Annotated in this window: 16 protein-coding genes and 1 other RNA gene; 11 read left to right on the plus strand and 6 right to left on the minus strand. The window is 57.0% G+C overall.

Annotated elements, in window-relative coordinates; all coding sequences use genetic code 11:
* Positions 1 to 27 precede the first annotated feature (27 nt).
* The 6 genes from asd to KQI26_RS04185 all read left to right on the plus strand — a co-directional run bounded on the left by asd (position 28) and on the right by KQI26_RS04185 (position 5,439).
* Positions 28 to 1,104 (plus strand): aspartate-semialdehyde dehydrogenase, encoded by a 1,077-nt coding sequence (asd, locus tag KQI26_RS04160; RefSeq protein ID WP_371744077.1) that lies wholly within the window; start codon positions 28 to 30, stop codon positions 1,102 to 1,104.
* Between the two features lie 82 nt (positions 1,105 to 1,186).
* On the plus strand, positions 1,187 to 2,404 hold the full coding sequence (locus KQI26_RS04165) for a M20/M25/M40 family metallo-hydrolase (protein ID WP_216503340.1): 1,218 nt from the start codon (positions 1,187 to 1,189) through the stop codon (positions 2,402 to 2,404).
* 79 nt (positions 2,405 to 2,483) lie between these two features.
* Entirely contained in the window at positions 2,484 to 3,305 is an 822-nt protein-coding gene (locus KQI26_RS04170; protein ID WP_216503341.1) for a carbon-nitrogen hydrolase family protein, read from the plus strand.
* A 9-nt stretch (positions 3,306 to 3,314) separates the two neighbouring features.
* The gene (locus KQI26_RS04175) at positions 3,315 to 4,181 is read left to right on the plus strand and encodes a VanW family protein (RefSeq protein WP_216503342.1); all 867 of its coding nucleotides are present in this window, start codon (positions 3,315 to 3,317) and stop codon (positions 4,179 to 4,181) included.
* The gene (gene proC, locus KQI26_RS04180; RefSeq protein ID WP_216503343.1) at positions 4,163 to 4,987 is read left to right on the plus strand and encodes a pyrroline-5-carboxylate reductase; all 825 of its coding nucleotides are present in this window, start codon (positions 4,163 to 4,165) and stop codon (positions 4,985 to 4,987) included. The genes KQI26_RS04175 and proC overlap by 19 nt, the downstream gene beginning before the upstream one ends.
* Positions 4,988 to 5,049: 62 nt before the next feature.
* Positions 5,050 to 5,439: a (deoxy)nucleoside triphosphate pyrophosphohydrolase gene (locus tag KQI26_RS04185; RefSeq protein ID WP_216503385.1), complete on the plus strand. Its 390-nt coding sequence runs from the start codon at positions 5,050 to 5,052 to the stop codon at positions 5,437 to 5,439.
* Between the two features lie 83 nt (positions 5,440 to 5,522).
* On the opposite strand, the gene KQI26_RS04190 is transcribed toward KQI26_RS04185, so the two are convergent.
* The 5 genes from KQI26_RS04190 to infC all read right to left on the minus strand — a co-directional run bounded on the left by KQI26_RS04190 (position 5,523) and on the right by infC (position 10,270).
* The gene (locus tag KQI26_RS04190; RefSeq protein ID WP_216503344.1) at positions 5,523 to 6,905 is read right to left on the minus strand and encodes an MATE family efflux transporter; all 1,383 of its coding nucleotides are present in this window, start codon (positions 6,903 to 6,905) and stop codon (positions 5,523 to 5,525) included.
* A 256-nt stretch (positions 6,906 to 7,161) separates the two neighbouring features.
* The gene (locus tag KQI26_RS04195; RefSeq protein WP_216503345.1) at positions 7,162 to 9,000 is read right to left on the minus strand and encodes a DHHW family protein; all 1,839 of its coding nucleotides are present in this window, start codon (positions 8,998 to 9,000) and stop codon (positions 7,162 to 7,164) included.
* Positions 9,001 to 9,129: 129 nt separating this feature from the next.
* Positions 9,130 to 9,483, minus strand: coding sequence for a 50S ribosomal protein L20 (rplT, locus tag KQI26_RS04200; protein WP_216503346.1), 354 nt, complete (start codon positions 9,481 to 9,483; stop codon positions 9,130 to 9,132).
* Between the two features lie 30 nt (positions 9,484 to 9,513).
* Positions 9,514 to 9,717, minus strand: a complete 204-nt coding sequence (rpmI, locus tag KQI26_RS04205; RefSeq protein ID WP_118427757.1) for a 50S ribosomal protein L35 — start codon at positions 9,715 to 9,717, stop codon at positions 9,514 to 9,516.
* Positions 9,718 to 9,757: 40 nt separating this feature from the next.
* Entirely contained in the window at positions 9,758 to 10,270 is a 513-nt protein-coding gene (gene infC, locus KQI26_RS04210; protein WP_118427758.1) for a translation initiation factor IF-3, read from the minus strand.
* A 285-nt stretch (positions 10,271 to 10,555) separates the two neighbouring features.
* Between infC and KQI26_RS04215 the strand changes: the two genes are divergently transcribed.
* Both KQI26_RS04215 and ssrS read left to right on the plus strand, forming a co-directional pair.
* On the plus strand, positions 10,556 to 10,888 hold the full coding sequence (locus tag KQI26_RS04215; RefSeq protein ID WP_118427759.1) for a DUF1292 domain-containing protein: 333 nt from the start codon (positions 10,556 to 10,558) through the stop codon (positions 10,886 to 10,888).
* 26 nt (positions 10,889 to 10,914) lie between these two features.
* A non-coding RNA gene (gene ssrS, locus KQI26_RS04220) (6S RNA) lies at positions 10,915 to 11,121 on the plus strand.
* On the opposite strand, the gene ytvI is transcribed toward ssrS, so the two are convergent.
* Complete coding sequence (gene ytvI, locus KQI26_RS04225; RefSeq protein ID WP_216503347.1) at positions 11,122 to 12,222, minus strand: sporulation integral membrane protein YtvI; 1,101 nt, start codon at positions 12,220 to 12,222, stop codon at positions 11,122 to 11,124.
* 212 nt (positions 12,223 to 12,434) lie between these two features.
* On the opposite strand from ytvI, the gene KQI26_RS04230 reads away from it, so the two are divergent.
* The 3 genes from KQI26_RS04230 (at position 12,435) to KQI26_RS04240 (ending at position 17,319) form a co-directional block, all read left to right on the plus strand.
* Positions 12,435 to 13,655 (plus strand): aspartate kinase, encoded by a 1,221-nt coding sequence (locus tag KQI26_RS04230; protein ID WP_216503348.1) that lies wholly within the window; start codon positions 12,435 to 12,437, stop codon positions 13,653 to 13,655.
* A 467-nt stretch (positions 13,656 to 14,122) separates the two neighbouring features.
* On the plus strand, positions 14,123 to 14,995 hold the full coding sequence (gene rlmB / locus KQI26_RS04235) for a 23S rRNA (guanosine(2251)-2'-O)-methyltransferase RlmB (RefSeq protein WP_118427762.1): 873 nt from the start codon (positions 14,123 to 14,125) through the stop codon (positions 14,993 to 14,995).
* Positions 14,992 to 17,319, plus strand: coding sequence for a hypothetical protein (locus tag KQI26_RS04240; RefSeq protein WP_216503349.1), 2,328 nt, complete (start codon positions 14,992 to 14,994; stop codon positions 17,317 to 17,319). The genes rlmB and KQI26_RS04240 overlap by 4 nt, the downstream gene beginning before the upstream one ends.
* Positions 17,320 to 17,328: the final 9 nt, after the last annotated feature.

A 17,328-nucleotide genomic window follows, 5' to 3' on the forward strand; every position in this document is an offset into this window, starting at 1 on the left:
AAGATGCAATAAAGGAGTGGATCGACTGTGAACAAAAGCTATCGGGTGGGTATTGTAGGCGGCACCGGTATGGTGGGCCAGCGCTTTGCCACACTGCTGGAAAATCATCCTTGGTTCCATGTAACCGCTATTGCCGCCTCTGGCCGCAGCGCGGGAAAGACCTATGCCCAGGCGGTGGAAGGCCGGTGGTTTATGGATACCCCTGTGCCTGCCAATATGCGGGATATCATCGTGAAAGACGCCCAGGATGTGGAAGGCATGAAGGCGGAAGTAGATTTCGTCTTTTGTGCCGTGGACATGAAGAAGGAAGAGATCCGGGCGCTGGAGGAGGCCTATGCCAAGGCCGAAGTGCCGGTGGTGTCCAACAACAGCGCACACCGGGGCACCCCGGATGTGCCCATGGTCATCCCGGAGATCAATCCGGAGCATACTGAGATCATCCATGCCCAGCGCCGCCGTCTGGGCACCCAGCGGGGCTTTGTGGCGGTGAAGTCCAACTGCTCTTTGCAAAGCTATGTGCCCGCCATCCATCCCCTGATGAAGTATGGGGTGAAGGATGTGCTGGCCTGCACCTATCAGGCCATTTCCGGCGCTGGCAAGACCTTTGAGACCTGGCCGGAGATGTTGGACAATGTGAATCCCTACATCGGCGGGGAAGAGGGAAAGAGCGAACAGGAGCCTCTCAAGATCTGGGGCAAGGTGGATGGGGACAAAATTGTCAACGCTACCTCTCCCTCCATCACTTCCCAGTGTATCCGGGTGCCGGTGTCCGACGGCCACCTGGCCGCGGTGTTCGTCCGTTTTGAGAATAAGCCCACCATGGAGCAGATTCTGGAGGATTGGAAGAACTTTGCCGGTGAGCCCCAGCGGCTGGAGCTGCCTTCGGCCCCCAAGCAGTTCATCCACTATTTCACAGAGCCCGATCGTCCTCAGCCTCGTCTGGACCGGCTGCTGGAACATGGCATGGCGGTTTCGGTAGGCCGTCTGCGCCCCGACTGCCAGTATGACTATAAGTTTGTCTGCCTGTCCCACAACACCCTGCGGGGCGCAGCAGGCGGCGCTGTGCTGCTGGCCGAGCTGCTGTGTGCCCAGAACTACATCTAAAAGGAAAGCATAAAAACTGCGTCAAGGAAGAAACAGTCCGCCCCGGCGGGCTGTGCAGACTATGGAAAGGGGAGAAAGAAACATGAACAATGTGCAGAAACTCCTGGGGGAGGAAAAGGTCCAGAAGGCTCTGGATTATCTGAAACAGGATGCAGGCAATATCCTGAAAGAACAGCTGGAGATCGTCACCATCCCGGCCCCCTCCAATGACGAAGGGGAGCGGACGGAGGATTTTGCCCGCCGTCTGCGGGAAATGGGCTATGAGCCCGTCATCGACAAAGTGGGCAATGTGTATGCCAAAATCCCCGGCGCCGATCCGGAAGCTCCCACTGTGATGGCGGCTGGGCATCTGGACACCGTTTTCCCCCGCACTCTGCCTTTGGAAGTGAAGGAGAAGGACGGCGTTTACCACTGCCCCGGCATCTGTGACGACACCCGTGCTTTGGCCGAAGTGCTCAGCCTGGCCCGGGCCTTCAAGGAGACCGGTCTGAAACCCAAAGCCAATTTGCTGCTCTGCGGCAATGTGGGCGAAGAGGGCCTGGGCGATCTGCGGGGCACCAAGGAGCTGTTCCGCACTCTGCCCATCGATGCCTTTGTGTCCCTGGATCACTGGGGTGTGGAGGAGATTTTGCTGGATGCCACCGGCAGCAAGCGGTACAAGATCACCTATACCGCCGAAGGCGGCCACAGCTTCGGCGCTTTCGGCAAGCCCAATCCCATCCATGCCATGGGCCGGGCCATTGCCGCTATTTCGGAGCTTCACGGCTTGAAAGAGCCCAAGACCACCTTTAATGTGGGCGTGGTCTCCGGCGGCACTTCCATCAACTCCATCCCCTGTGAGACCCATATGCTGGTGGATATCCGCTCCAACAGCGCCCAGGAGCTGGAGAAGCTGGAGAACACCATTCTGGACATGGCCCGCAAGGCCGCCCAGGAGGAGACCGATCATTGGAAGCATGAGGATCATGTGAATGTGATCATTGAGAAGATCGGCGACCGTCCGGCTGGTTCTCAGCCCCATGATGGCATCATGGCGGAGACATTCTCCCAGGTGATGGAGGCCATGGGCAAGACCATGCACATTTCTGAGGCCGGCAGCACCGACTGCAATGTGCCGGTGAGCCTGGGTGTTCCCGCTGCTGTGCTGGGTTACGGCGGCACCGGCGGCAACTGCCACAACCCGGAGGAATGGTACCGGCCCGATCCCAATTACCCCGGTCCGGCCCATTCTCTGCTGATGCTCCTGGCTCTCACCGGCCTGGAGGGAGTCTGCGACGGCGCGATCGTCAAAAAGAAATAAAAAGAGGAGAAAAGCCTGTTTTCCGGCGCCCGGGCATGTTGTCCGGGCGCCGGGCACAAAAGGGCAAGGGAGGGACAGCATGAAAATCGGATCGATCCAAATGGGAGCCGGAATGGACAAGGACAAAAACCTTTGTCGTGCGGCAGAATTCGTAAAGAAATGCAAAGAGAATGGAGCCGATATCGCCGTGCTCCCGGAAATTTTCAACGGCCCTTATTCCAACGATTATTTCCGTCCGTATGCCGAGCCTGCAAAAGAAAAGAGCTGGCAGGCTCTGTCTCATATGGCGAAGGACAATCAGCTGTGGCTGGTGGGCGGCTCCATCCCGGAGATCGATGAAGCGGGGAAGGTTTACAACACTTCCTTTGTGTTTGATCCGGAGGGAAACCAGGTGGCCCGCCACCGGAAAATGCATTTGTTTGACATCGATGTTAAGGGCGGCCAGAGCTTCAAGGAGTCGGACACCTTTACCGCCGGAGATGAGGTGACGGTCTTTGACACCCCTTGGGGAAAAATCGGCCTTTGCATCTGCTTTGACTTCCGCTTCCCCGAGCTTTCCCGGCTGATGGTACTCAAAGGGGCCCAGGTGCTGGTGGTGCCCGCGGCCTTCAACATGACCACAGGCCCGGCTCATTGGGAACTCCTTTTCCGCCAGCGGGCGGTGGATGGCCAGTGCTACACTGTGGGTGTGGCTCCGGCCCGGGACGAAAAGGGCTGTTATGTGTCCTATGGCAATTCCATTGTCGTCTCCCCTTGGGGAGAGGTGCTGTGGCGGGCCGGGGCGGAAGAAACTTTCCAGGTGGTGGAGCTGGACATGGAGCAGGTACAGCAGGTGCGCCAGCAGCTGCCGCTGCTTTCCGCCCGTCGGGAGGATGTATACGAGGTGCGGGAAAAGAAATAGGAGGCGCCTATGGCCAGAAAGCTCTTTTGCCAGTGGGGACCTTGGGCCTATCGCATCTCCCAGGAAAAGGAGATTCTCCGCCGGAAGATGAAAGATCTTTCCCAGGGCCCCTTTGTCAAGACATTCCAGAAAGAACCATTGCCTCAGCTGATCTATGACCACAAATCCCTCATCCTTCGCCGGTTGGGGGATGTGGATATGGCTTTGCAGCAAAACAAAAGGGTGAATCTGACCCTGGCCGCTCCACGGGTGGATGGGATTCTGATCTATCCCGGAGAGACCTTTTCCTTTTGGCATCTGGTGGGCCGGTGCACCCGACGCAAAGGCTATCAGACGGGTATGACCATCGGCAAGGGACAGGTAGGCCAGGGTGTGGGCGGCGGAATGTGCCAATTTACAAACCTCATCCATTTCATGGTACTTCACAGCCCCTTGACCATCCTGGAGCATCACCATCATGACAGCATGGATCTGTTCCCCGATTTTGGCCGTCAGGTGCCCTTCGGGGTGGGAACCTCCATTGCCTATAATTACCTGGATTACCGAGTGAGAAATGACACCCAGCAGGTTTTTCAGCTGAAAACCTTTATTGACGGGGAGTATCTCCACGGCCAGCTGCGGTGCCAGGAACCTCTGCCTTATTGCTGGCATATCCGGGTGGAGGACGAGTATTTTGAAAAAGAAGGGGCGGAGCTTTACCGCCATAACACCATCTATCGCCGGAAAGTGGACAAAAAAACAGGAAATTATGAAGACACTGTCCTGATGCACAACCGGGCCCGGGTGCTCTATGACCACAGCTATGTGCCCCAAAGCGCCATCCGGCAGCAGGAAGAGGAAAGAAAGGAAAAAAGCAAATGTTCCAGTATACAATAGGATTCATCGGTACAGGAAACATGGGCGCGGCCCTGGTGCGGGCGGCCTGCAAGGGCATCGGCCCTCAGCAGGTGGTGGTGACCAATCACACCCCGGCCAAGGCCCAGGCTCTGGCCAAGGAAGTGGGCTGCCAGGTGGTGCTCACCAATGAAGAGGTGGTGCGCCAGAGCAAATTCATCATGTTGGGGGTCAAGCCTCACATCCTGCCGGAAGTACTGCGCCAGATCGCCCCGGTGGTGAAGGAATGCACCGACCAGGGAGAAGAAAAGATCCTGGTTTCCATGGCCGCCGGAGTCAGCATGGAGAGCATTTATCAGCATCTGAACCTTCCCGACCGGGTGCCTGTGCTGCGCATCATGCCCAACACCCCCGCGGCCATCGGCAAGGGGATGACTTTGATCCATCCGGAGTGCTGCAAGCCGGAGCTGGTGGATGAATTCGAAACCATTATGGCCCAGTCGGGCCGGTTTGACCGGATCGGGGAGAATCTGGCCGATGCTGCCGGTGCGGCTTCCGGCTGTGTACCCGCCTTTGCCTACCTCTTTATGGAAGGCCTGGCCGATGGCGCCGTTATGGCCGGTGTGCCCCGTCAGAAGGCCATGACCTATGTGGCCCAGGCCGTGCTGGGCGCCGCTTCCCTGGTGCTGGAAAGCGGTCAGCATCCTGGTGCGCTGAAGGACGCCGTTTGTTCCCCCGGGGGCTCCACCATCGTGGGCATCTCCAAGCTGGAGGAAGGCGGCCTGCGCAGCGCCTGTATCCAGGCCGTGGCCGGGTCTGCGGAGAAGAACAAGCAGCTGGGTAAATAAGTAGCAAAAAGGGCTTCCTGCAAACCGGGAAGCCCTTTTTGGTAAAAAGAAAGGAGCACAACATGACAGAGGTGGTGGCAGCGCTCATCTGGGAAGGCGACCGGTTTCTCATCGGCCAGAGGTCGGAGCACAAGGCCCGGGGACTTTTGTGGGAGTTTGTAGGCGGAAAGACCGAACCGGGGGAAAGCAAGGAGCAGGCTCTGATCCGGGAGTGCCGGGAAGAGTTGGATGTGGAGATTCAGGTGGGGGATGTCTTTTTGGAGGTAACCCACGAATATACCGACCTCACGGTGCATCTCACCTTGTTTCACGCTTCCATTGTTCGGGGAATCCCCCAAAAGCTGGAGCATCAGGACCTTCGGTGGATCACCCCGCAAGAAATCGAAAATTATGCCTTCTGTCCGGCCGATCAGGTGATACTGGACAAACTGCGCCGGGAAGGCAAAGGATAACATATAAAAAGCCCTGGCCGCATGGGCAATGTCAGTAAGTTAAGCTGACATTGCCCATGCGGCCAGGGCTTTTTATGCAATCATTATGCAGAGGTTTTTTCTCCCTGAAGGCGAGCGGCCCGCCCATCGGAGATCACATCGATCACTCGCTTTTTCTGGAAAATAGCCATGTTGATCAGAATACGCACGATCTGATCCAGGGCAATGGCCACCCAGATAAAGGACAGATCCAGGTGAAGGAGTTTGCCGCAGATCACCGACATGGGCACGCGGACACACCAGATGCCCACAAAGGACACCGTCATAGGCACATTCCGGTAACCTGCCGAGCGAATGGTGCCGTTATAGACCTTGGCCAGGTCCTGAGGGATCTGGGCAAAGCCCATGATGAACACATACACCCGGCCCAGGGCCTGGATCTCTGCCTTGTCGGTGAGCAATGTCATAAAGCCGCCGGCAAAGGTGAAGAGGGCCACGCTGGCAAGGACGCCGGTGAAGAAGGAGAACTTCCGCATCTGTTTGAAGTACAGCCGGTACAGGGAGTCATCGTTCATGCCGATGGCCCGGGCCGCCAAAGAGGTGGAGGCGGTGACAAAGCCAATGCCCGGCATTTCGCAGATGGTCTCAGCCTGGAGCCCCAGGTTATAAGCGGCGAAAGCGGCGCTGCCATAGCCCAGGATCACATTGCTCAGCACAATGGCCGAAAGCTGCCAGAACACATTTTCACAAGCGGCCGGGATGCCGGTTTTGTATACTTCCGACAGCACACTTTTGTCCAGAGAGAAAAAGGGCTGGTTGTGGATCTCATGGCTGAAATAGCCCTTGGGGGCGTAGAGAAGGAACAGGCCGGTGAGCCCTCCTGTCATCCAGGAGCAAACGGTGCTGATGGCAGCGCCGGTGAGTCCCAGGGCCGGCAGCGGGCCGAGGCCGAAGATCAGCAAAAAGCCCAGGACAATATTGACCCCGTTCATCAAAAAGGCGATGTACATAGGGGTTTTGGTATTGCCGTGGCCGTTGAAAGCGGCGGCGTTCAGGCTGGACAGAGCCATAAAGGGCACGGCGAAAATGGCGATGCGTGCAAAGCCACGGGCGGTATCCAGCAAGGCCTGATCCTGGGTGAACAGATGAAGGATCGGGTCCAGGAAAATCAGCGTGCCCAGCACACAGAGAAGGGCCACAGGGATGACCGTCACATAGGCCTGCTCCACCGTACGCCGGCACTGATCCCATTTTTGCTGGCCATAGCGCAAAGCCACGATGACCGTGGCGCCGATGCCAATGCCTTTGAAAAGCGCCCAAAAGGTGTTGATGATCCGGTTGCCCACGCCTTGCGCGGCGATGTCATCGGCCATCAGCCGTCCGATCATGGCTGTGGTCACCAGCCCGGCGGACATCTGGAGCATATTCTCAATGATGATCGGCAGCACCATTTTGAAAATATCCCGATTGACTTGCTTTTTGTCCATCTTCCCAATCCTTCCCTTTTTAATAGGGGAGCGAATGGCTCCCTTGCTCCCATACTAACATACCCTCTTGCACCGCCGCAAGGGGGGCAAAAACGGGGAAAATCCAGTTGTTTGATTTTCGAAACTTTTTCAAGGGATATCCACTGTTTTTGCAGGAACTTTACAAAAAAACACCGGGGAAAAATTTTTTTCCCCGGTGCAGTTTTCCCGCCAGGCCCCAAGGCCCGGCGGGAGAGAAATATGGTATCTTTGGTGTTTACTTCAGCATTTCGCTGTGGTTGACCACCTGCTCGTTATACAGGAAGAGCACATCCTTCCCGGCAAAGTCCACATACTGAGGCAGCAGGCTGCTCATCATGTAGCGGAGATCCACCAGTGTGACGGTCTTGTACTGCTCCACCAGCAGGGGAGCCAGGCTGCAGGAATAGGAATCCCGGAAGATCACCAGCTCCTTGCCCGAGGTGGCGTTGGGGTTTTCCAGAGTCACCAGGGGAGTGGGGCCGGAGAGGAACACATCATAGGGGGAGTCTCCTTCCAGAGCAGCCACATCATAAATGGCAGCGGGAGCGGTCTGGTCCCAGTTGTTCACCTTGACCTGCTTCATGGCGGCAGAGGTGAGATAGGTCAGGGTCTCAGTGGGGAAGCCCTTCTTGCCCTGGCCGTGCTGGCCGGTGATGCCTTCGGTGGTGGTGTTGGCTGTGAAGGTGGACAGATCAACGGAGAAGCCCATGGTCTTTCCCAGTGTATCGACCACATCCTGCAGGCATTCCTGGCGCCAGTGGGGATCGGTCTTGTAGTAGTCCTCCAGCTGGAGTGCGCCGAACAGGTCGATGTACTGAGCGCTCTTCACATTCTCCCCCAGAATGGACTTCATCTGGCCGTAGTCAAAGGAGGTCTCCAGCTTGTCATTGACAAAATAGGACTTGCTGGGGATGACGGAATAGTACAGGTTGGCCGCTTTTTTCAGCTGATCGGCAGCCAGGTTTTCGATCTTCGCGGCAAATTTTTTCACCGAATCGGGCCGCAGGGTGCCGATGTCGTCCATGTAATAGCCCTCATACTGGATCAGGCCATCGGCATCCGGGATGAGTTTGGGGGAAAGGTCCAGCTTCATGAAGCTGTCGGCAATCTGCTGAGGAATATCGGGATTGATGACCATCAGAATCAGATTGCCCTGGCTGGCCATGACGATGTCCTCGCGCTCCACGCCCACGCAGATCCACTTCCGGGGATTCACCGAGGTGCGGATCTTCTCTTTCAGAGCTTCCACATCCACGCCGCCCTTGGCCCGCACCAGGCACACCGAGTGAGGTATGGAGCCGATGGCCGCTTCCGAAGCCACTGCTTCTTCCACCTGGGACAGATCCTTCAGGCCCAGATAGTATTCGGCGGTCTCAGCGGTGATGCGGGTGGTGGTTACCATGGGGATCACATCGGGATCTTCCAGACCGGCATAGGTGCGCTCAATGATTCCTTCCAGAGAATCGGCATCGTGGACCAGGCCCAGGGAATCCAGCAGCTTGACGCTTTCGGCCCGGGTGATGTTGGCCAGAGGACGGAGGGTACCGTCGGGATAGCCGCCCAGATAGCCTTTTTCCACAAAGCCGGCCACAGAAGCCTGGGCATAAGCGGCTACCTGATCGCCGTCAGAGAACTTATTCAACACTTCGTCATTGGCCGAGGTGATGCAGAAAGCGCGCCCGGCCATGGTCATGGCATCCTGGCGGGTGATGTTCTGGGAGGGGCGGAAGGTTTCATCTTCCGAGACGACGCCATAGGCCAGCAGTTTAGTGACAGCAGAATAATACCAATCGCCTTCCTTCACATCGGAGAAGGGGCTTTCGGGAGTTTCTGCCGGCTGGGAGAGCAGGTTTGCCAGAATGTTGGCAAATTCCGCCCGGGTGATGTTGTTGTCGGGACGGAAGGTGCCGTCCTCATAGCCGCCCAGTTTGCCGGCTTCCACCCAGCGGGTGATGTTCTTCTCGGCCCAGTGGCCCTGGATGTCGCTGAGAGGGGCGGCAGCAACGGCGCTCCACAGCATGGTAAGGGAAAGGGCCGCAGCCGCAGGCCGGGCCAGGTAATGCTTTTTGTTCATGGGTTACAGTCTCCTTTCGGTCTCATTGGGTTTCATGCCCTCTTTAGACGAAGGCCTCAGGGAAAAGTTCCCGTTTTTGCAAAAGAAAAAAGCGAGACGCTTGTCTCGCTTTTTTGGAAAAGATAAAATTTACAGAGCGGCCTTGGCCTTTTCCACCAGGGAGGTGAAAGCAGCCATGTCGGACACAGCCAGCTCGGCCAGCATCTTCCGGTTCAGGCCGATGCCCGCCTTCTTCAGGCCGTTCATGAAACGGGAATAGTTGATGTCGTTCTGGGCGCAAGCCGCAGAGATACGGGTGATCCACAGTCTTCTGAAGTCGCGCTTTTTCAGCTTTCTGCCCACATAGGCATACTTCAGAGACTTCATCACCTGCTGATTGGCAACCTTGTAATGGTTCCTTTTATTGCCCCAATAGCCTTTTGCCAGCTTGAGGGTCTTTTTTCTTCTTTTGCGCGTCATCATCGCGCCTTTTACTCTAGCCATTGTATTTCAGCCTCCTGTGTATGCTTTTGATTAGTTGTAGGGCAGCAGACGCTTGATCTGGGCGGCCTTGGTGGAATCCACATAGTCGGCCTTGCGCAGCTGGCGTCTTCTCTTGGCGGTGTAGCCATGGCCATTGTTGAAATGGCGTCTGTTGATGGAACCGTGCTTGATTTTGCCGGACTTGGTCAGCTTAAATCTTTTTTTGGCGCCTGTATGAGTTTTGATCTTCGGCATAGCTTTTGAAACTCCTCTCTTAAAACAAACGGCACAGCCGTTATGGTTTTTTCTTGACGGGGGCCAGGAACATGATCATCTGGCGGCCCTCCAGCTTGGGCTCTTTTTCCACATTGCCCACTTCCTTGCAGGTTTCGGCGAACTTCTTCAGCAGATCCATACCGATCTGGGTGTGAGCCATTTCCCGGCCGCGGAAGCGGACGGTGACCTTCACCTTGTCGCCGCCGGTGAGGAACTTGGTGGCGTTGCGGGCTTTTACCTCAAAATCATGCACATCGATCTTCGGAGAAAAGCGGATCTCTTTGACTTCCACAATGCGCTGATTTTTCTTGGCTTCCTTCTCTTTTTTAGCCTGCTCAAAGCGGAACTTGCCATAGTCCATGATCTTGCAGACGGGGGGATTGGCCTTGGGGGAGATGTTCACCAGGTCGAGTCCCTTTTCTTCGGCGGCATCCAGCGCCTTCTGAAGGGACATGATCCCCAGCTGCTGGCCCTCGCTGTCGATCAGCCGGACTTCCTTTTCCCGGATTTCCTCGTTGATTTGATGTTCCATGATGCTAATGTAAAAGCACCTCCTTGAAAATGAAAAAAGCTCAGGCGCAAAGCGACCGCCTAAGCTACAAAAACCGCTCTTTCCCCAAAAAGGAAAGAGAAACCCAGTCTTGACCCTTTCTGTCAGCCATGAGGGTGAGGGCGGTCAGCCCTGCTTTGTTTTACCAAAGATAGTATACCAGCGAAATCTTTTTGTGTCAACTCTTTTTCTTTGCCCCGATTGTGGTATAATAGTAAAAACGAAACCGAAAGGAAAAGCCGGCTCTTCCGGCAGGATAGATGCTTTATGAGCACACTGAGCCAAAACCAAGACGGCTACGGCAACGATTTCCTCACTCTCACCGATGACGAGGGCAATCAGCTGGAGCTGGAACACCTGGACACCCTGGAATACGAAGGGGAGACCTACATGGCCTTCATTCCAGCCGAGATGTCCCTGTCCGATGAATACGAACTGATGATTCTGCGGGTGGAGCCCGATGAGCAGACAGGAGAAGAGATCCTGGCCACCGTGGAAGATGAGGAGCTGCTGGAAAAGGTGTTTGAGATCTTCTCCCAGCGCCTGGAGGATTATTACGAAGAACAAGAGGAAGAAGAAGCCCGGAAAGAGGGATATTGATCTTTTCCTCTCCATATCATAAGGTTTGCCGCCCCTTTCGCGCTGGCGGCGCCGGATCTATTTTAACCCACAAAGTAACGAAACGGGACCGCGTATTTCGCTGCGGATTGCAGGCCTCCCGCCCTCTTCGGAGAGTCGGAAGTTGGAAGCGCTGAAACAGCGAAGAGCGGACCCACCTGCAGAAAGCGCAGGTTACTACGGGTCCGGTGTCGCCAGGGCGAAAGGGGCTTTCTTTATTCTTTTCCCTGGGAAGAGCCGGTGTTTCTTTCCAGGGATACATAGCCCCATTCCCGCAGTTTGAATGTGGTGAGCACCACTACCGGCAGAATGAACATTCCGGCAAAACCTGCGATCCGGAAGCCAAAATAGATGCACAGCAGCGTGACAAAGGGATCCAGCCCCAACTGGGCTCCCACGATGCGGGGCTCCAGCAGGCTGCGCACCAGAAGCATCACGGCATAAAGCAGCCCCAGCCCCAGGGCCAGGCCCTTTTGCCCCAGGAGAAAGGAAAACAAAGCCCAGGGCAGCAGCACGGCGCCCGCTCCCAAAATGGGTAAGGCATCGATGAAGGCGATGAGCAGGGCCAGAAGCCCGGCATAGGGCAGCTTTAACAGAAAAAAGCCCACCGAAAGCTCGCAGAAGGTGATGCAGATGAGGATGCACTGGGCCCGCAGCCACTTTCCCACGCTTTCATAGAGAAAGGCCCGCAGCTGGCGGCCCAGCTGGGTGCCCTTTTCCCCCAGGCATTGGGCCAGAAAACCGGAGATCTTGCTTTGTTCTCCGCTCATGAAGTAGGTGCCCAGCAGGATGAAGGCCAGGGTGAGGAGCACCGAAGGCAGACCGGTGGCCGCCGATCCCAGGGTGCTCAGAATCTGGGTCACATCCACCGAAGGCGGCTTGATCTGGGCCAGAAGAGTTTCAAAGGATAAAAGGGCCGGGTCGATAAAAGACAGGTGCCATCGGGCGGCCCATTGCCGTAAGGCCAGATTGGCACGGTCCAGTTTTTGAGGCAGGTCGTCCAGATAGGCGGGCAGGGCCTGGAAAAGGGCGAAGGCCTCTGTGAAAAGGCGGGACAGCACAAAGTAAACCACCCAGCTCAGAAGTCCCACGGTGAGGATGGTGCAAAGGAAGGCGGCCATATTCCGGGGAAGCCGGCATTTTTGCTGCAGGAAGGCCACCGGCTTCTGGATCAGACGGGAAAGCAGGTAGGCAATGATCAGCGGCAGCACCCAGCCGAAGATATAGTGGAAAAACAGCCATACCCCTCCGGCGATGAGCAAGAGATAGATCAGTTTGAGCAGCAGGTCAATGGATGGGTTTTCATGCAGATGCACAGGGTTTCACTCCTTTTGCGGGACAATGGGAAAAAGTCGCCCAGACCGCTTTAAAAATATTATGTAACATTGCCCTTTAAAAAAACAGGAAGCCCCTTTAAAATGTGGAGAGGAAGAGCAGCCCTTTGGCACGGGGGCTCATATACTGGTAATGAATCAGCAGGCCGGAGCATAGGCTCTGGCCCGCGCCTCAGATATTGGAGGACGATAGCGTGTCTTTGATGGTATTGAAATTCGGCGGCACCTCGGTGGGGAACAAAGAGCGCCTGTTCCATGTGGCCGCCATTGCGAAAAAGAATTGGCAGCAGGGCCATCAGGTGGTGGTAGTGGTCTCCGCCCAAGGAGACACCACTGATGAACTGCTGGAAAAAGCAGCGGAGATCGGCAGCGATCTGCCGCTGCGGGAGATGGATATGCTCCTTTCCACCGGAGAGCAGATTTCCATTGCCCTGCTCGCCATGGCCCTTCATCAGCTGGGATGCCCGGCGGTGTCCCTCACCGGCTGGCAGGCCGGGGTGCGCACCGACAGCCAGCATACCGTGGCCCGGGTGCGCTTTGTGGAAAACGCCCGGCTGAAAGAGGAGCTGGAAAAGGGAAAGATCGTGGTGGTGGCCGGTTTCCAGGGTCTGGATGAACAAGAGGATATCACCACCATCGGCCGGGGCGGCTCGGACACCACGGCGGTAGCGCTGGCCGCTGCATTGGGGGGGGAAAAATGCATCATTTATACCGATGTGGATGGGGTCTATACCGCCGACCCCCGGATGGTGGAAGGGGCCCGGAAACTGGATGACATCACTTATGACGAGATGCTGGAACTGGCGTCCATGGGAGCCCAGGTGCTCCACAACCGGTCGGTGGAAATGGCCAAACGCCACGGCGTGCCCCTGGAGGTGCGCTCCAGCTTTACCGATGCGCCGGGAACGGCAGTGAGGGAGGAGACCATGGAACGGAAAACAGTCAGCGGCATTGCCCGGGATCTGGATGTGGCGGTCATCAGTTTGACCGGTACCGCCGATGTGCCCGGCATTGCTTATCAGATTTTTGACCGGCTGGCCAAGGAAAAGATCAGCGTGGATATGATCGTCCAGTCCGCCGGAGAAAACGGATGCAAACATATTTGCTTCACCGTGCAGAAGCGTCAGGGAGAGCGGGCGCTGGCCATCATCCGGGAGCAGAAGGATGTGGAATATGCCAGCCTGTCCATGGACCCGGAGGTGAGCAAGATCTCTATCGTGGGAGCCGGTATGGCCGGCAGCAGCGGCGTGGCTTCCGATATGTTCCAGGCTTTGTATGAAGCGGGGATCAATATTATGTTCATCGCCACCAGCGAGATCAAGGTGTCGGTGATCATCAAAAGCCAGGATACTCAGCGGGCCATGCAGGCACTACATGACAAATTTTTCGGAGAGAAGGACGGCATGGCCCGCTGACGGGCCCTCGGGCCCGCGCCCGTTGGGCGTATGATCCCTTCGGCTTTGCCGGAGGGATCTATTCAAATCGGGGCCCCCAGGGGAGGTTGCCTCCCATGGGGAAACCATGCAGGCACTACATGACAAATTTTTCGGAGAGAAGGACGGCATGGCCCGCTGAGTCCGGTGCCCGGACCGTCGTGTTGGCCCGTTCCGGGCCGGTTTGCAAGGGAACCGCATGATTTCTTTCGGTAAACTTTTGCAGGAACTTTTCACAGAGATTTCAGCAGCTATCATAGTTCGTCCCCGGAAAGATTCGTCCTTTCCGGGGCTTTTTTTATCCTGGGACAAAAAGAAAATGTGAAATTTGTCGAAATTCCCAGGGCAAACGGTTATTTTTTTTCGGTCTTTCTGTTATAATGAGGGATACCGGGGAAAGAATCCTCGAGAAGTGGAATAAATTAGAAGAAACGATGGAGGAAAGAGGCATGAACAAACAGCCGGAAGGACGCAAAGGGCAGGATGGACGGGGAGCCCCCGCCTGGCGCGGCAAGGGAGGAAACAAAGGCCGTCCCTTCCGTGGAGGGCCGAAAGCCCCCGCCGGCGCCTCCGATGAGAATATGCTGGAGGGGCGCAACGCCGTCACCGAGGCCCTGCGCAGCGGCCGGGAAATCGACAAGATCTATTTTGCCCAAGGAGCCATCGGCACTCTGGGCCATCTGGTGGCCCAGGCCCGGAAGCAGGGCATCACCGCCCAGGAAATCGATCGCCGGAAGCTGGATGCCATGAGCATCACCGGCTCCCATCAGGGCATCATCGCCCTGTGTGCCGCTGTGCCCTATCGCAGCGTGGAGGATATGCTGGCTCTGGCCCGGGAGCGGGGGGAGGACCCGCTGCTGGTGCTGTGCGATGGCATTACCGATCCTCACAATCTGGGAGCGATCATCCGTACCGCCGAGGTGGCCGGGGCCCATGGAGTCATCATCCCCCGTCGGCGCAGCGCCACATTGAACAGTGCTTGTGCCAAAGCGGCCGCCGGGGCGCTGGAGTATTTGCCGGTGGCCAAGGTCAACAACCTGCCTTCGGTGATCTCCCGGCTGAAGGAAGAGGGGATTTTCCTCTTTGCCGCCGATATGGACGGGGATCGGACGCTGTATGAAGCCGATTGGAAAGGGCCTGCGGCCATTGTCATTGGCAGCGAGGGGGAAGGTATTTCCGCCCTGGTGAAAAAAGAATGTGATTATGTGGTGCGGATCCCCCAGAAAGGGCGGATCTCATCCCTCAATGCCTCCAACGCCGCCGCAATTTTGCTGTATGAAGCGGTGCGGCAGCGGATGGAGCAGACAAGGAGCGAAGTGTGAGCTGGAAGCCGGAAGATGAAGAATATTCGGTAGATGAGATCATCGCCGAATTTAAAAATGCCCAGCTGCGGGAGCCAGAGGAGCGGGAAGCGGACGCCCCTGTATTTGATGAGCTTACGCCGCCGGAAGAGCCGGTCCCGGCCCCCATCCCCATGCCCCGTCGGGAGAAGAAACTCCAGCCGGAGCCCACCGAAGAGGAGAGCCGGGAGGAGAAAGAACAAGAGCCGGAGCCGGAGGAAAAGGAAGAGGCCGGGACCGTCCAGGAGGAAGCGAAGGAGGAGCCGGAGAAAAAAGCTCCAGCGATTCCACCGCTTCAGCCGGGAGAGAGCCGGGTGATCGACATCACCAGCCGGGTGGCGGCCAAGGTGCAGCAGGAGGAAAAGAGCGGGAAGGCTTCGCGCTCTGGAGGGAGAAAGCCCTCCGGCCCTCCGGCGCACCAAATGGAAGAGCCGCCGGAAGCGGCAAAAAAGAAAAAGCCTCAGCACCGGGAGAAGGATGTTCCGGCGGAAGAACAGCATGTACCGCCGGAAAAAGGCAAGGAAAAGCCTTCTTTCTTCAAAGGCCGGAGGAAAAAGCCGGTGGAAGAGCCGGAGTATCCGGAATATGAGGATTACGAAGATTACGAATACGAAGAAGAGGAGCCCAAAGAGCCGATCCCTTATGACTTCCTCTTTGCTGCCGATCTGGAGGATCTGCCCAAGACCCTGACCAATCTGGGGAAAAAACTGCGCCGGCTGCGGCTGCGGTCAGTGCTGGCCTTCTTTTTCTGGATGTTGGGACTGGGCGTCACCGCGTTGCCCGATCTGGCCCTTCCCATCCCGGAAGCCTATTCTTTTGCTACGGTACCTCATTTTTATTTTATCGCCCTGTGTGTGCTGCTGGTCTTTTCCATGGCATCCGCCGGGGATGTGGTCTTTGCCGGACTCTATCGGCTGTGCCGTCTGCGTCCCACATTGGACTCGGCGGTGCTGCTTTCGGCCCTGGCGGCCCTGGCCCATGGCCTATGGAGCATCGGGCAAAAAGATGCTGCCATGCCCTATATCTGCGTGGCGCAGGGAGCGCTGTTTTTTGCCATCCTCAGCAAACGGGGACGGCTTTTGATGCTGCGCCGCACCTATAAGGCTGCCAGCCTGAGCACCGATCCGGCCGCCGTGTGCACCAAGGAAAACCGGAAAGAGCGTACTTTGGTTTATAAGGCCAAAGGGGCCAAGGAGGCCGACCTGTCCCAAGTGGAATCCCCTGATGCCACCATGGCCTTTTCCCGCATCTATGCCCCGCTGGCCATCGTGGCCGTTCTGGCCCTTTCGGTGATGGCCTCCTTCGGCACCGGAGCGCCGCAGCAGTTTTTCCCTGCTTTGGCGGCGATCACCGCTATGCTGGCTCCCATGGGACTGCTTTTGTCCACTGCAACACCGGGAGTGCGTATTTCCAAAAAGCTGTTCACCGGCGGTTCCGCCTTGCTCAGCGCCCGCAGCGCCAGAGAGCTGGCCTGGGGCGAGCTGGCCGTGATCACCGACAGCGATATTTTCCCGCCGGGCAGCGTGGCCATCAGCGGCATGAAAATCGCCCGGAGCATGAGCATGGAAAAGGTGGTGGCCTTTGCCGCCGGTGCTCTGCGGGCCGTGGGAGGCGGCGTCAGCCATGCCTTCCTGGAGTTTGCCAAACAGCAATATATCTTTGTGCCGGAACCGGCCCGGGTGCAGTATTTTGAGACCGGAGGCATCTCGGCCCAGATCGGCCCGGACAGCGTTTTGTGTGGCACGGCCAGCTTCCTGATGCGCATGGGCATCCATGTCAGCGAAGGCCGCAGCATCAAAAGCGGCGTCTTTGTGGCGGTGAATGGGGCCTTTGCCGGAGTGTTTGCTTTGAAGTATAGCACTCCGCCCCAGAGCTATTCCGCCTTCCGGGTGCTGCGGGTGGGGCGGCTGCGTCCGCTGCTGGCCACCCGGGATTTCAATGTGACTCCTTTGATGGTGGAGGACAAATTTGACCTCCGCCCCGGCCGCACCGATTTTCCCGATGTGGAGGAGAGGGTGGCCCTGGCCCAGGAGGAGGGACGGGGCAAGGGAAAACCCCTGGCGCTGCTGTCACGAAATACCATGCTGAGTTTTTGCGAATGTGTTACAGGAGCTCGGCGTCTCCATCGGGCCGTCCGGTTCAATCTGACGGTGTCTCTTCTGTGCTCCGTCATCGGCATCGCACTGATGTATTATCTGTCCAGCACAGGCAATCTTCATGCCGCAGGGCCCTGGAATGTGCTTTTGTACCTGATTTTGTGGTATATCCCTGTGTGGCTCTACAGCTCCCTTTTGTCCAGATATTAAAAAAATCGC

Source organism: Intestinimonas sp. MSJ-38 (assembly GCF_018917925.1).
GTDB lineage: Bacteria > Bacillota > Clostridia > Oscillospirales > Butyricicoccaceae > Pseudobutyricicoccus.